We start from the raw sequence: 13865 nt of genomic DNA, 5'->3' as shown, positions 1-13865 counted from the left end.
CCGCCGCGCGGCCGCGCCCCCCCCCCGCGCGGCGGGCCCCCCCCCCCCCCCCCACGCCCCGGTACCGTCGGGGAGCCCGGTGCCGTCGGGCACCCCGGTGCCGCCCCCGGCCGGCCCGGTCGGACCGGGCTTCGCCCCGGAGACGTACTACGCGCCCGGGTGGCAGCCCGCGCCGCCGCGCGTCGAGCCGCTCGCCGTGGCGAGCGTGCCCGCGGGCGTCGTGCTCGGTCCCGTCGGGATCGGGCTCGGTGCCGCGGGGCTCTCCCGCGCGCGATCCCGGGGCACGCGCGGTCGCGGGCTCGCCGTCGCCGGCATGGTGGTGGGCGCCGTCGTCACGGTCGCGTGGACCACGGGCGCGCTGGTCTGGTGGCAGGGCGAGCAGGCGCGCACGCCGCTCGCGGGCGACGTCGACGCCCCGCAGACGGTCAACGCGGTCCAGCTCGTGCTGGGCACCTGCCTCGACGAGCTGCCGCCCGACGGCGAGGTGTCGCAGGTGCGGGCCGTGCCGTGCGCGGACGAGCACCGGGCGCAGGTCGTCGCCCGGACCGACCTGGGCGCGGACGAGGTGTGGCCCGGCCAGCAGGCCGTGGACCGCCGCGTCGCGCGCGTGTGCGCGACCGACGTGCTGGGCGCGGACGCGCCGGAGGGCGTCGAGCTCGTCGTGTGGTCGCCGACCGAGGCGTCCTGGCGCGCCGGCGACCGCACGGGGCTGTGCCTGGCCGCCGGGGCCGACCCGCTCCCGGACGACCTGCTCGGCTGAGCGCGCCGCCGGAGGTCCTCGCGCTCAGCGCGCGGGGGCGTCGTCGGCGAGGACGAGCCGGAGGTAGGCGCGCAGGTCGGCCGCCATGTCGACGCGCTCGGACCGGGGGCGGTCGAGGGACAGGAGCCACTGGACCTGGAGCCCGTCCATGAGCGCGACGATCTGCCGCGCCGCGGCCGACGGGTCGATCCCGTCCCGCAGCCCGCCCGCGCGCGCCCGGCGGGCGAGCTGCTCCCGGGTGCGCGCGACCGCCCACTCGTACCGCCGGACGAAGTACTCGTGCGCCGGGTGGTCCGGGGACGTCGCCTCGGCCGCCAGCGCCGTGAACAGCTCGACGATGTGCCGCCGGAGGGCGTTGCGCTCGACCAGGCGCACGAGGGCGTCGACGTAGTCCGTGCCGCGCGCGAGGTCGTCCTCGAGGTCCGCCTGGTCGACGGTGTCGCGGTGGTCGAGCACCGCCTCGAGGAGCGCGACCTTCGTCGGGAAGTGGTGGAGCAGGCCGGGGTGCGACATGCCCACGCGCGACGCCAGCTCGCGCAGCGAGGCGGCGTGGAAGCCGACCTCGCCGAAGAGCACGATCGCGGCCTGGAGGATCTCCTCGCGCTTGGCGCGGCCCTTCGCGTACCCGCGCCCGGGGTCGGCGCTCGCGGTGCGACGGGGAGCGCCACGGTCGTGGCCGGCGCCGAGGGCCGCGCTCGTCATGGGTCCTGCTCCGTCCGTCGTCCGAGAGAGAAAACCCTACCGACCGCGACAGGTCCCCGGCGCCGGTCCGTCGGCTTTCACCCGCCCGGCCCGGTCCACGACGCTCAGGACGCCGGCGCGAGCGTGGCCTCGGCCCGGTCCCCGGTGCTCGGGGTCGGGCCCGGCGCGGTGACCGACGGCCGGTCCGTGGACGACGGCGGCGCGGGCTCGGTCGGAGCGGTCCCACCCGGGTCCGTGGACTCCTCGTCGCCATCCTCCGGGGCGGCCGCGAGCGCCTCGGCCGTCGCGGCGGTCACGGCGCCGTCGCCGGGAAGGCCGTGCGCCTCCTGGAAGGCGCGCAGCGCCGCCCGGGTCGCCTCGTCCAGCGTGCCGGTGACCGTGACGTCCGCGCCGTGCACGCGGAGGCGTTCCTGGACCCAGGAGACGGACGCCTCGTCGGGCTCGGTCGTGGGTGCCGGGGTCGTCGGCGCAGGCTCCGGTGGGGTGCCGCTCGGCGCGGCGGAGGGCTCGGTGGTCGGCGCGGGGTCGGCCGACGCGGGCGGCGTGTCCGTCCCGGCCGCCGACGGTCGGGGCGCCGGCGTCGTCGCGGGTTCGGCGCCGTCCGCCCGGTCGTGCGTGTGGTCCGGCGGCGGGATGCGCGTCACCTCGGGGCGGGGCACGTCGGGCCGGGGCGTGACGGACGGGACACCGTCCTCGACAGCGGTCCCGCCGTCGGCCGAGGCGCCGACCACGACGGTCTCGCCGCCCCCGGTCGCGGCGCCCACCATCCCGGCCACCGCCACGACGAGGGTGACCGCGCCGGCACCCGCGGCGACCGTGACCCACGGCGTCGCGGCGCGGCGCGCCACGGGCGTCGTCGGAGCGACGCGGCCGCCCTCCGGGGAACCGGTCGAGCCATGACGTCGGCGCACGTCGCCTCCTTCCAGGGCGGGTCGGGGACCGGCGGACGACGCGTGGCGCTGCCCGCCGGAACGGTCGGGTGGACGTCCACCCTGCCCCATGGCCCGGCCCGATGTCACGCCCGGCACCCTCACCTGCGACGACACCGCGCCGGACGGCGCGGGTCCACGTCCGGACCGACCCGGTTGCGACGAAGGTCGCAACGCAGGTTCCCCCCTGCGCCGCAAGACCCGGGGACCGCCCGCGCGACAGCCTGGTCAGGCACCGCGCGGGAGGCCCGTGCGGGACGCATCGAGGAAGGGACCGGCATGACCACCATCCACGTCTCCGGGCTGCGCAAGACCTACGGGGCGTTCGACGCCGTGCACGACGTGACGTTCACGGCCGCGCCGGGCCGCGTCGTCGGGCTGCTCGGGCCGAACGGCGCGGGCAAGACGACGACGCTGCACGTCCTGCTCGGCCTCGCCGCCGCGACAGCAGGCACAGCGACGTTCGACGGCCGCACGTTCGCCGACCTGCCGCACCCCGCCCGCACCGTCGGCGCCCTGCTCGACGCCGGCGGCCTCCACCCCGGGCGCACGGGCCGCGACCACCTGCGGGTGCTCGCCGCGGCCGGCCTGATCCCGCCGGGGCGCGTCGACGACGTGCTCGCGCTCGTCGGCATGACGCCCGCCGCCGACCGGCGCGTGCGCACCTACTCGCTCGGGATGCGGCAACGCATCGGCATCGCCGCAGCGCTGCTCGGCGACCCGGAGGTGCTCGTGCTCGACGAGCCCGCCAACGGGCTCGACCCGGCGGGCATGCGCTGGCTGCGCGACCTGGTGCGCGCGTTCGCCGACGACGGCGGCACCGTGCTCCTCGCGAGCCACGTGCTGTCCGAGGTGCGGCAGGTCGCGGACGACCTGGTCGTCGTCGGGCAGGGCCGCGTCGTCGCCGACGGGCCGCTGGACGACCTGCTGCGCGGGGAGTCCTTGGAGGACTTCTACCTCGACCTGACCGCCACGACCGAAGGGGTGCGCTGATGTACCGCGCCGAGATGCTCAAGCTCCGCACGACCCGCGCGACGTGGGTCGTCGCGGCCGTCGCCGTCGCCGGGATGCTCGTCGTCCAGGCCTTCACCCTCCTGCTGCCCACGATCCTGCGGGGTACCGAGGCGCTCGGCGGCGGCTCGACCGTCGGGTTCCAGGCGTCGCCCGAGATGCTCGAGGACCTGGCCCCCGACCTCGGCGCGCTCACCGACGCCGCCCAGCCGTCGTTCCAGCGCGGCATGCTCGACCTGCTCGGCAACGGGCTCAACGGCTCGGGGTCGGTCGGTGTCGCGACCCTGTGCATGCTCCTGCTCGGCGTGCTGGCCGCGACGACGGACTTCCGCACGGGCGGCATCGTGCCGACGGCGCTCGTCCAGCCGTCGCGGCTGCGCATCCTCGCGGCCAAGGCCGGCGCGACGGCGACCGTCGCCCTCGCGGTGGGCGTGGTGCTCGCCGTGGTCGGCGCCCTGGGCCTCACCGTCGCGATCGTCACGACCCCGGGCGCGACGCTCGCGCTCGGTCCCGGCGAGGTCCTCGGCGTGTGGGCGCGCGGTCTCGCGGTCCTCGTCCTCCTCACCTGGTTCGGGCTGGGGATCGGGACGCTCGTCCGCGGCCAGGTGGCCGCCGTCGTGACCGTCGCGGCGCTCGCGCTCGCCGAGCCGATCGTCCGCGGCGCGGTCACCCTGCTGTCGGGCGGCGAGTCCGCCGCGGCGGAGTGGCTGCCGCTGGGCCTGGGCGCGCTGGCCTCGACGGGGCAGTCCGGCGCGGCGCTCCTGGGGGGTGCCGCACCGCTGGGGACGCTCGCCGCGCTCGCGGGGCTGGTCGCCTGGGTCGCGGTGCTCCTCGGGAGCGGCGCCCTCACGCTCCAGCGCCGCGACCTGGTGTGACCGTCCGCCGAGGCGGGGCCTGGCACCACGCCTCCGCCTCGGCGGCCGGGTCGGCGGGCCACCGTAGGGTGGGCAGGCCCGCCGCGTCTGCCCGTCCCTGCCCGTCATCCCCCTGGAGGAGATCGTGACCGAGGCCCTGCGCCGCGCGCTCGACCGGGTCGGCGTGCGCACCGACACCGGGCGCGACGCCGTGCTCGCCGGGGTCGTCGCCGCCGCGACCGTCGTGCTGTTCCTCGGCATCGAGCGTGTGTTCGCGACGGACGTCGGCACGACGTTCGGCGCGGGACCGGGCACCGCGATCGTCACCCCGGGTGTGCGCGCGACCGTGCTCGCGCTCGTGGTGCTCCAGGCGGCGACCCTGACGTTCCGCCGCCGGGCACCGCTCGCCTGCCTCGCGCTCGCCGTGGCGGCCCAGGTCGCCATCACGGTGCTCCTGCCGCCCTACGTCGGTTTCCAGGCCCCGGCGACGCTCGTCGCCGCCTACTCCGCCGGGGCGTACGCGCCGCGCCGCACGCGCCTGGGCGCGCCCGCCGCCGCGGCGGTCGCGCAGGTCGTGCTCGTCTTCGCGCTCGGCGGGTTCGCCGTCCCGGCGGGAGCGGGGCCCGCGCAGCACGCGCTCCAGGTGGGCAGCGCGCTGCTCTCCGCGCTGCTCACGTTCGTCGGGGCGGCGCTCGTCGGCTCGTACGTCGCGACGCGGCGCGAGCTCGTCGCCGAGCTGCGCGACCGAGTGCGGCGCGCCGAGCGCGAGCGCGAGGCGCTCGCCGCCCAGGCGGTCCTCGAGGAGCGGGCGCGCATGGCCCGCGAGCTGCACGACGTCGCGGCCCACCACCTCTCGGGCATCGTGGTCCAGGCGTCGGCCGCGGAGCGCCTTGTCGACGCGGACCCCGAGCGCGCCAAGGAGTCGGTGCGCTGGATCCGCGCGCAGGGGCGCGAGACGCTCGACGACCTGCGCCTCGTGGTCGGCATCCTGCGCGGCCACGACGACGAGGACGGCGCGGAGCGCGAGGCGCCGCAGCCGACGCTCGCCGAGGTCCCCGCGCTCCTGGACACGGCCCGCTCCGCGGGCACCGTCGTCACGGTCGAGACCGACGGCAGCCCGTGGGAGCCGACGCCGAGCACCCAGATCGCCGTCTACCGCGTGCTCCAGGAGGCGCTCGCCAACGCCCGCCGGCACGCTCCCGGCCGGCCCGTGTCCGTCCGGTTCGCGTGGTCGGCGGCGGACCTCGTCCTCACCGTGCGCAACCCGGCGGCGGGCACGGTACCGGCCGCCGGCCCGCAGACCGGTCACGGGCTCGTCGGCATGCGCGAGCGGGCGGCCGTCCTCGGCGGCTCGCTCGACGCGCGGCGCGCCCCGGACGGGGCGTGGCTCGTGCGCCTCACCGTGCCGCGCGCACCCGCGCGCGACTCCCGCACCGCCGACCAGGGGGTCTCGTGACGCGCGTCGTGCTCGTGGACGACCAGGCGGTCGTCCGCGCCGGGTTCACCGTCATCCTCGAGAGCGAGGGGATCGAGGTCGTCGGCGAGGCCTCCAACGGCGCCGACGCCGTGCGCGTCGCGCGGCGCGAGCGGCCCGACGTCGTGTGCATGGACGTGCGCATGCCCGGCGGCGACGGGATCACGGCGACGCGCGCGCTCGCCGGGCCGGACGTCGTCGACCCGGTGCCCGTGCTCGTGGTGAGCACGTTCGACCTCGACGACTACGTGTTCGGCGCTTTGGAGGCCGGCGCGAGCGGGTTCCTGCTCAAGGACGCCGAGCCGGACGTGCTCGTCGACGCCGTGCGCCGGGTGGCGGCGGGCGACGGCCTGGTCGACCAGTCCCTCACGCGACGGGTCATCGGCGAGTTCGCGCGCCGTCGCGCGCCCGTCTCCCGGGACGACGACGCGGCCGCGCTCCTCACCCCGCGCGAGCTCGACATCGTCGACCTGCTGTGCCGCGGGTCGTCCAACGCGGAGATCGCGACGGCCCTGTTCCTCGAGCCGAGCACCGTGAAGTCGCACCTGAGCCGGGCCATGACCAAGACCGGGGCGCGCGACCGCGTGCAGCTCGTCGTCTGGGCTTTCCGGCACGGGGTCGTCGACCCGGCCGGCTGACCTCAGCGGACGGGCCGCGGCACCGCGAACCGTGCGTGCACCGGCGCGGCCACGTGCACGAGCTCCGGGTCGGCGGGCGGCAGCCCGAGGCGGACGAGGAGGTCCGTGTCGAGCGCGTCGAACGTGCCGCGCCGCAGCGTCCACGGCTCGTGCACGACCGGGAACCGCCACAGCCGCCCGGCCCGCGCACCGTACGCGTTCCAGCGCGCCGTGAGCCACCGCACGAGGGCCGACGACGCGTCGACCTCCTCGTGCGCGCGCACCTCGGCGCGGAGGGTGAGGTCGCGCAGCCTCGGGTGCTCGTACGGGACGCGCAGAGGCCCTCGACCCTCCGAGCCGAACCGGTAGCGCACCGCCGACGGCGGGCCGGCGCGGTCGCCGCCTGCGTGCACCACCGCGCGGGCCGGGTGGTACGGGACGCCCGCCGCGCGGGTCGCCGCGACGAACGCGCGCGACGTGGCCCACAGGCCGAGGAACCACACGCCCTCGGTGCCCGCGCGGTCGCGCACGTACACCCGGACGTTGAGCTCGGGGAACGTCGACCACGCACCGAGCGCGGGCAGCGGCGGGACCCGGACGCCCGCCATGACGAACGGGACCACGCCGAGCCACGTCGTCCCGTCCACCTCCTGCACGGTCAGCCCGGGCGGGAGCCAGCCCTGCACGACGCCCGGGTCGACGCGCCAGTGGAGGAACGTCAGCGCCTCCCAGCGCTGCACGTTCACGACCAGGCGCGGGGCCTCGCGCGGCGCGGCTCCCGGCCCCGGTGCCGCCGGGTCGGGCGCGGGCGGGGCCGGACGGTCGGTCACCGGACGCCGGCCGCGTCGGAGGCGAGGCGGAGGTCGTCGACGAGCGCGGCGAACGCCGCCTCCCGCTCGGCGCGCTCGCGGAGCCTCAACAGCGCCGACGGGTGGGTGGTGAGGACGACGCGCGGCGCGTCGTCGAGGTCGAGCACGCGGCCGCGCTCGGCGGTCACGCGCACGGGGCGCCCGAGCACGGCCCGCCCCGCGGTCGCACCCATCGCGACGACGACGCGGGGCGCCACGGCGGCGACCTCGGCGGTGAGCCACGGGAGGCACGCCCGCACGTGCGCGACGTCCGGGCTCTTGTGCAGGCGGCGCGTGCCGCGCTCCTCGAACCGGAAGTGCTTCACGGCGTTCGTCAGGTAGACGTCGTCCGAGGACAGGCCCGCCGCGTCGAGCGCGTCGTCGAGGACGCGCCCCGCGGGCCCGACGAACGGCTCGCCCTCGCGGTCCTCACGGTCGCCCGGCTGCTCGCCGACGAGCACCAGCCGGGCACGCTCGGGTCCGCGCGAGAACACGACCTGCGTGGCGTCCGCCCACAGCTCGCACCCGTGGCAGTCCCGCGCCGCCCGGGCGAGGGCGCCGACGTCGCTCGCCGCACGGCCCCGCGGGAGCCACTCCTGCGCTCCGGGTCGCTCCGGAGCCGGTCGTCGGGGGCTCATGGGCCCACCGTGCAGCACCGCGCACCGGCTCGCACCCGGCGCTCGCGGGGACGCACGCGCCCGCGACGGGCCCCGGGTTGGTCGGAGGAGGTCAGAGGACCTGGTAGAGCGCACCCTGCACGAGGCTGAGGACGACCCCCAGGAGTGCCGCCGCGCCGAGCGCCGTGCCGGCTGACGCGAGCGCCGTGCCCGGCAGCCGTCGCACGAGCGCGACCGCGCCGGTGACGGTCGCGACGAGCGCGAGGACACCCGTGAGGATGCCGTTGACGAGCTGGAGCACGCCGACCGACGACGGCGCGTAGCCCGAGGACGAGAGCACGAACGGGAGCGCCAGCGTGACGACCGCACCGACGAGGACGGTCGCGGTCCCGGCGACGAAGGCGACGACGGCGAGCGGCGAGCGCCGCGCACCAGGGGCCGGGGCCGGCGAGCTCGAGCCGTAGGGGGCGGGTGCGGACCAGGTCTCGGGGCCGGGCTGGGGAGCGCTCATGCGCCCATCCTGCCCAAGCGCCGGGTCCGGCGACAGGGACGTCCGCGGGCCGCGACTTTCGGCGCCGGGCTCAGGGAGCGCCCCGCGTGAGGTCCTCCGACTCGTCCGGCTGGTACACGCACACGTGCAGCGCCTGCGGCCGCACGCTGACGTCGAGCCGCTCGGAGGGCTCGATGACGTCGCCGTCGAGCTGGCGGGGCTGCGTCCGGTCGGAGACCACGGAGACCTCCCGTCCGCGCACGACCTCCCGGCTCGGCACGCGGCTCTTGCCCCGCACGACGCCCCACAGGAGCTGGACCCAGTGCCGGACGTTGCGGGGCGCGATGATCGCGACCTCGAGCTGCCCGTTGTCCGGCTCCGCGTCCGGGAGCAGGTTGGTGCCGGCCTGGAGGCGCCCCACGTTGCCCATCACGACCGTGCGCGCACGCCGGCGCCGGGTCTGCCCGTCGACCGTCACCTCGACGCGCATCTCGTCGTCGGCGAGGTGCTTGAGCGCGGAGAAGACGTACGCGATGGACCCCGCCTTCGCCTTGAGCGCCGTCGGCGCGTCGCGCATCATCGCGGCGTCGAGCCCCATCCCGGCCATGATGGCGAACGTCTGCCCGTCGGCGACGCCGACGTCGATCGTGCGTCGACCGCCCTCGAGGACCAGCCGGAGGCCCTCCTCCGCGTCGGTCGGGACGCCGAGGTTCACCGCGAGGAGGTTCCCGGTGCCACCCGGGAGGATCGCGAGCGCGGCATCGGTCCCCGTCAGCCCTTCGACGACGGCCCGCACCGTGCCGTCGCCACCGCTCACGAAGACGACCTCGGCGCCGTCCGCCACCGCCTGCCGCGCCTGGCCCGTGCCCGGGTCCTCGGCCGTCGTCTCGAGCCACGCGGGCTCCGGCCACCCCGCCTCGGTGAGCCGCGCGACGATGAGGTCGCGCAACGCGTCCAGGCCCTCCACCCGGTTCGGGTTGACGATGACGGCCGAACGGCGAGGGGCGTCGTCGGGCCGCTGCGGGGAGGTGGGTGCGGGGCTGGTCGTTTCGTCGGTCGGCACGGACCGAGTATGTCCCGGCTGCCGTGAGGACGCGCGGTGCGGGGCGCACCCGAGCCCGCGCGGACGCACGGACCCCGGGCCCTGCCGCCGGTCGGTCTCGACGGCGGAAGAAACCCGGGGTCCGTCGGGCCCGGTCGTCAGGCCGTGAGGATCTCCGTCGCGAGGGTCAGGCCCTCGGCCTCGGGGTCCCGGTCGACGCGCACCACGTCGCCGTCGGCGACGTCGCCCGAGAGCAGCATCCGCGCGAGGCGGTCGCCGATCTCGCGCTGCACGAGGCGGCGCAGCGGGCGCGCGCCGTAGGCGGGGTCGAAGCCCTCGAGCGCGAGCCACTCGCGCGCCGCCGTCGTGACGTCGAGCGTGATGCGCCGGTCGGCGAGGCGCTTCGCGAGGTGCGCGACGCTGATGTCGACGATCCGGCCGAGCTCGTCGAGCGTGAGCGGCTCGAAGACGATGACGTCGTCGAGGCGGTTGAGGAACTCCGGCTTGAAGCTCGACCGCACCGTGCTCATCACGGCCTCGCGCTTCGCCGCGTCGTCGAGCATCGGGTCGACGAGGAACTGCGACCCGAGGTTCGACGTGAGCACGAGGATGACGTTGCGGAAGTCGACCGTGCGACCCTGGCCGTCGGTGAGGCGACCGTCGTCGAGCACCTGCAGCAAGATGTCGAAGACCTCGGGGTGCGCCTTCTCGACCTCGTCGAGCAGCACGACCGAGTACGGACGGCGCCGGACGGCCTCGGTGAGCTGACCGCCCTCCTCGTAGCCGACGTACCCCGGGGGCGCGCCGACGAGGCGGGCCACCGAGTGCTTCTCCGAGTACTCCGACATGTCGATGCGCACCATGGCGCGCTCGTCGTCGAACAGGAAGTCCGCGAGCGACTTGGCGAGCTCCGTCTTGCCGACACCCGTCGGGCCCAGGAAGAGGAACGAGCCCGTGGGTCGGTCCGGGTCCGCGACGCCCGCGCGCGAGCGGCGGACCGCGTCGGAGACCGAGCGGACGGCCGCCTGCTGGCCGATGAGGCGCTCCCCGATGACGTCCTCCATGTGCAGGAGCTTCTCGCTCTCGCCCTGGAGCATGCGGCCGGCGGGGATGCCCGTCCACGCGGACACGACCTCCGCGATCTCGTCGGCCCCGACCTTGTCCGCGATCATCGGCGCGGCCTCCGGGCCGGACGCGGCGAACGCGTCGTCCGCCTGCTCGGCCGCCTCGGCCTCGTCGAGCTCGCGCTGCACCTGCGGGATCTCGCCGTACTGCAGCCGGCCCGCGGTCTCGAGGTCGCCCTCGCGGATCGCGCGCTCGACCTGGACGCGCAGCTCGTCGAGCTTGGCGCGCAGGTCGCCGACGCGGTTGTGGCCCGCCTTCTCGGCCTCCCAGCGCGCGGTGAGCGCGGCGAGCTCCTCGCGACGGTCCGCGAGGTCGGCGCGCAGCTTCTCGAGCCGCTCGAGCGACGCGGGGTCGGTCGACTCGGACAGCACGACCTCCTCCATCTCGAGGCGCGTGACCGCGCGCTGCAGCTCGTCGATCTCGATGGGCGAGGAGTCGAGCTCCATGCGCAGGCGCGACGCCGCCTCGTCGACGAGGTCGATCGCCTTGTCCGGGAGCTGACGCCCGGTGATGTAGCGGTCGGAGAGCGACGCCGCCGCGACGAGCGCCGAGTCGGCGATCGTCACCTTGTGGTGCGCCTCGTACCGCTCCTTGAGGCCGCGCAGGATCGCGACCGTGTCCTCGACCGACGGCTCGCCGACGAACACCTGCTGGAAGCGGCGCTCGAGGGCCGGGTCCTTCTCGATGTACTCGCGGTACTCGTCGAGCGTGGTCGCCCCCACGAGGCGCAGCTCGCCGCGCGCGAGCATCGGCTTGAGCATGTTGCCGGCGTCCATGGCACCCTCGCCGCCGGCGCCCGCCCCGACGACCGTGTGCAGCTCGTCGATGAACGTGACGACCTCGCCGTCGGAGGACCGGATCTCCTCCAGGACGGCCTTGAGGCGCTCCTCGAACTCGCCGCGGTACTTGGCGCCCGCGACCATGCTCGCGAGGTCGAGGGACACGAGGCGCTTCCCCTGGAGCGACGTGGGGACGTCGCCCGCGACGATGCGCTGCGCGAGGCCCTCGACGACGGCCGTCTTGCCGACGCCGGGCTCGCCGATGAGGACGGGGTTGTTCTTGGTGCGGCGGCTCAGCACCTGCACGACGCGCCGGATCTCGGAGTCGCGGCCGATCACGGGGTCGAGCTTGCCCTCGGCGGCCGCGGCCGTGAGGTCGGTGCCGTACTGCTCGAGCGCCTTGTAGGTGCCCTCCGGGTTGGGGCTCGTCACGCGCGCGCTGCCGCGCACGGCGGGCAACGCCGAGCGCAGCGCGTCGGCGGTCGCGCCGGCCTGCTGGAGGATCGTCGCGGCCTGCGACGACCCCGCGGCGATGCCGAGCAGCAGGTGCTCGGTGGAGACGTACTCGTCGCCGAGGGCCTGCGCCTCCTTCGCGGCGTTGTCGAGCGCCGTGGACGTGGCGCGCGACGGCGTCGGCTGCGCGACGGCGGAACCGCTCGCCGTGGGCAGCGCGACGAGGGCCGCGCGCACCTTCTGCCCGACGGCCTGCTTGTCCGCGCCGACGGCGTCGAGGAGCCCGACGGCGACGCCGCCCTCCTGCGTGAGCAGCGCGGCCAGGAGGTGGGTCGGCTCGAGCTGGGGGTTGCCGGCGGCCGACGCGGTCTGGATCGCCTCGCCGATCGCCTGCTGCGACATCGTGGTGAACTTCGTTTCCATAGGTGCTCCGGTGTGGTGCTCGAAAGATGGTCTGACCAGTGGAACGACTCCGAAGTTGAGTGTATTCCGCTCAACTTCGTTCGTCAGCCTCGCGCACGGCCTCCCCGCGGTACGTCGTCCGGAGCGGATGAACTCCCGGCCGCATTCCGTCTCAAATCGGCATCGACCCTCGCCTCGGGCGACGATCCGCGACATGCTGGGCCGGTGAACTCCTCACCCTTGCGCAGACGACTCGGCCTCGCTGCCCTCTTCGCCACCCTCGCACTGTTCCTCGCGGGGTGCATGAGGATGGACATGGCCCTCACCCTCAACGAGGACGACACGTTCGACGGCAGCGTCGTCATGGCGTTCAGCGACGAGCTCGCCGAGTCCGCGAACATGGACCCGCAGGAGATGTGGGACTCGATGGGCTCCGAGATGGAGTCCGAGCTCCCGGAGGGCGCGACGCAGGAGCCGTACGCCCAGGACGGGTACACGGGCACCAAGATCACCTATACCGACCAGCCCATCTCACAGCTCTCGTCCGCCGGGGCCGACTCGATCTCGGTCACGCGCGAGGGTGACGAGTTCGTCGTGAGCGGGTCGATGGACATGACCGGCGAGGAGTTCAACCCCGACACGGGTGACGCGACGAGCGACCAGCTGACGCAGCAGATGATGGACAGCCTCGACATCAAGATCTCCGTCACGTTCCCCGGTGAGGTCGCCGAGTCCAACGGCGAGATCGACGGCAACACCGTGACGTGGACGCCGGTCGTCGGCGAGACGAACGAGATGACCGCGCGCGGCTCGGCCGTCGCGGGCGGCGCGGCCGGCACGGACGACGGCGGCTCGGACGAGGCCACCGGCGACTCGGACGGCGCCACCGCGCCCGACGGCGGCGACAGCGCGAGCGACGCCTCGGACTCGGGCTCCCTGGCCTGGCTCTGGTTCGTGATCGGCGGCGTCGTGCTGCTCGGCATCATCGGCCTCGTGCTCTGGCTCGTGCTCCGCTCCAAGCCCGGCGCGCAGGACGGCCAGGCCGCCGGCTTCCAGCAGGGCGGCTACCCGGGTCAGCCCGGTCAGTACCCCGGCCAGCCCCAGGGCCAGCACCCGGGCCAGCAGGGTGGCTACCCGGGACAGCCCGGTGCCTACCCGGGACAGCCCGGTGCCTACCCGGGCCAGCAGGGCCAGCAGGGCCAGCAGGGCGGCTACCCCGGCCAGCAGCCGGGCGCGTACCCGGGTCAGCAGCCGGGCGCCTACCCCGGCCAGCCGGGTGCGCCGCAGGGCTACGGGGCACACCCCCCGGCGCCGGGCCCGTACGGCGCACAGCCGCCGGCCCCGCCGCAGCCGCAGGGCGGCTACCCCGGCGCGGCCCCGTACGCGCCTCCCGGCGCGCCGCACCCGCAGTCGTCGCCGACGACGCCGCTCCCCGCGCAGCCGCCCGTCCCGCCGGGCGCGACCCAGCCGCTGCCTCCGTACCAGCAGCCGGCCCCGACCCAGCCGCTCCCGTCGCAGCCGGGACCGGACGCTCCCCCGGCGCCGGGCGGACCCGACGACGAGATCGACGACGCGACGCGCCTGCGCCCCCCGCCCGAGTGACGGGGGGGACGCCTCACGCGGCGTCCGCCGCGCGAGGCCGGTGACCTGCGGCACCATCCATCGACGGCCCGCCCCGGAGTTCCCGGGCGGGCCGTGGTACGTCACGCGGTGGACCCGCCGACCCACCCCCGACGAGCACCACCCATTGCCCCCCGCATGT

Annotated in this window: 13 protein-coding genes; 6 read left to right on the top strand and 7 right to left on the bottom strand. The window is 76.1% G+C overall.

All coding sequences use genetic code 11. The features are described from left to right. Window positions 1–79 precede the first annotated feature (79 nt). On the top strand, window positions 80–760 hold the full coding sequence (locus tag ACFWH7_RS18735) for a septum formation family protein (protein ID WP_378218796.1): 681 nt from the start codon (window positions 80–82) through the stop codon (window positions 758–760). A 24-nt stretch (window positions 761–784) separates the two neighbouring features. Here ACFWH7_RS18735 and ACFWH7_RS18730 read toward each other — a convergent pair whose 3' ends face one another. Together ACFWH7_RS18730 and ACFWH7_RS18725 are read right to left on the bottom strand one after the other, a co-directional pair. Next, window positions 785–1462 carry a TetR/AcrR family transcriptional regulator gene (locus tag ACFWH7_RS18730; protein ID WP_378218794.1) on the bottom strand — a complete coding sequence of 226 codons (678 nt, stop codon included), beginning with the start codon at window positions 1460–1462 and terminating at the stop codon, window positions 785–787. Window positions 1463–1566: 104 nt separating this feature from the next. Continuing rightward, entirely contained in the window at window positions 1567–2373 is an 807-nt protein-coding gene (locus ACFWH7_RS18725) for a peptidoglycan-binding protein (RefSeq protein ID WP_378218792.1), read from the bottom strand. Between the two features lie 297 nt (window positions 2374–2670). Between ACFWH7_RS18725 and ACFWH7_RS18720 the strand changes: the two genes are divergently transcribed. The 4 genes from ACFWH7_RS18720 (at window position 2671) to ACFWH7_RS18705 (ending at window position 6368) form a co-directional block, all read left to right on the top strand. Next, window positions 2671–3384 (top strand): ABC transporter ATP-binding protein, encoded by a 714-nt coding sequence (locus ACFWH7_RS18720; protein WP_378218790.1) that lies wholly within the window; start codon window positions 2671–2673, stop codon window positions 3382–3384. After that, window positions 3384–4277 (top strand): hypothetical protein, encoded by an 894-nt coding sequence (locus tag ACFWH7_RS18715; RefSeq protein WP_378218788.1) that lies wholly within the window; start codon window positions 3384–3386, stop codon window positions 4275–4277. The genes ACFWH7_RS18720 and ACFWH7_RS18715 overlap by 1 nt, the downstream gene beginning before the upstream one ends. A gap of 124 nt (window positions 4278–4401) precedes the next feature. Continuing rightward, window positions 4402–5712: a sensor histidine kinase gene (locus ACFWH7_RS18710; protein WP_378218786.1), complete on the top strand. Its 1311-nt coding sequence runs from the start codon at window positions 4402–4404 to the stop codon at window positions 5710–5712. Beyond that, a complete protein-coding gene (locus tag ACFWH7_RS18705; protein WP_237841515.1) occupies window positions 5709–6368 on the top strand; it encodes a response regulator transcription factor in 660 nt (219 codons plus the stop codon). Before ACFWH7_RS18710 ends, ACFWH7_RS18705 begins: the two co-directional genes overlap by 4 nt. A 2-nt stretch (window positions 6369–6370) precedes the next feature. Here the strand turns inward: ACFWH7_RS18705 and ACFWH7_RS18700 are convergent, their stop codons facing one another. From ACFWH7_RS18700 to clpB, 5 genes are all read right to left on the bottom strand, one after another. After that, window positions 6371–7177 carry a YqjF family protein gene (locus ACFWH7_RS18700; protein ID WP_378218784.1) on the bottom strand — a complete coding sequence of 269 codons (807 nt, stop codon included), beginning with the start codon at window positions 7175–7177 and terminating at the stop codon, window positions 6371–6373. Then, window positions 7174–7833 carry a UdgX family uracil-DNA binding protein gene (locus ACFWH7_RS18695; protein WP_378218782.1) on the bottom strand — a complete coding sequence of 220 codons (660 nt, stop codon included), beginning with the start codon at window positions 7831–7833 and terminating at the stop codon, window positions 7174–7176. Before ACFWH7_RS18695 ends, ACFWH7_RS18700 begins: the two co-directional genes overlap by 4 nt. A gap of 91 nt (window positions 7834–7924) precedes the next feature. Then, complete coding sequence (locus tag ACFWH7_RS18690; protein WP_378218780.1) at window positions 7925–8323, bottom strand: hypothetical protein; 399 nt, start codon at window positions 8321–8323, stop codon at window positions 7925–7927. Between the two features lie 70 nt (window positions 8324–8393). Beyond that, entirely contained in the window at window positions 8394–9365 is a 972-nt protein-coding gene (locus ACFWH7_RS18685; protein WP_378218778.1) for a diacylglycerol/lipid kinase family protein, read from the bottom strand. Window positions 9366–9502: 137 nt separating this feature from the next. Next, on the bottom strand, window positions 9503–12124 hold the full coding sequence (gene clpB, locus ACFWH7_RS18680; protein WP_378218776.1) for an ATP-dependent chaperone ClpB: 2622 nt from the start codon (window positions 12122–12124) through the stop codon (window positions 9503–9505). A gap of 204 nt (window positions 12125–12328) precedes the next feature. Between clpB and ACFWH7_RS18675 the strand changes: the two genes are divergently transcribed. Beyond that, on the top strand, window positions 12329–13705 hold the full coding sequence (locus tag ACFWH7_RS18675; RefSeq protein ID WP_378218774.1) for an LppM family (lipo)protein: 1377 nt from the start codon (window positions 12329–12331) through the stop codon (window positions 13703–13705). The last annotated feature ends 160 nt before the right edge of the window (window positions 13706–13865 follow it).

It is taken from the genome of Cellulosimicrobium cellulans (assembly GCF_042723955.1).
In the GTDB taxonomy this organism is placed as follows: Bacteria; Actinomycetota; Actinomycetes; order Actinomycetales; family Cellulomonadaceae; genus Cellulosimicrobium; species Cellulosimicrobium cellulans_H.
Note: the sequence above shows the minus strand (reverse complement) of the source record. Positions and strands in the feature narration are given on the sequence as shown.

Coding starts and splice junctions, on each gene's coding strand:
- ACFWH7_RS18730 (WP_378218794.1), bottom strand. CDS start 1,462: ATGACGAGCGCGGCCCTCGGCGCCGGCCACGACCGTGGCGCTCCCCGT.
- ACFWH7_RS18720 (WP_378218790.1), top strand. CDS start 2,671: ATGACCACCATCCACGTCTCCGGGCTGCGCAAGACCTACGGGGCGTTC.
- ACFWH7_RS18715 (WP_378218788.1), top strand. CDS start 3,384: ATGTACCGCGCCGAGATGCTCAAGCTCCGCACGACCCGCGCGACGTGG.
- ACFWH7_RS18695 (WP_378218782.1), bottom strand. CDS start 7,833: ATGAGCCCCCGACGACCGGCTCCGGAGCGACCCGGAGCGCAGGAGTGG.
- ACFWH7_RS18690 (WP_378218780.1), bottom strand. CDS start 8,323: ATGAGCGCTCCCCAGCCCGGCCCCGAGACCTGGTCCGCACCCGCCCCC.
- clpB (WP_378218776.1), bottom strand. CDS start 12,124: ATGGAAACGAAGTTCACCACGATGTCGCAGCAGGCGATCGGCGAGGCG.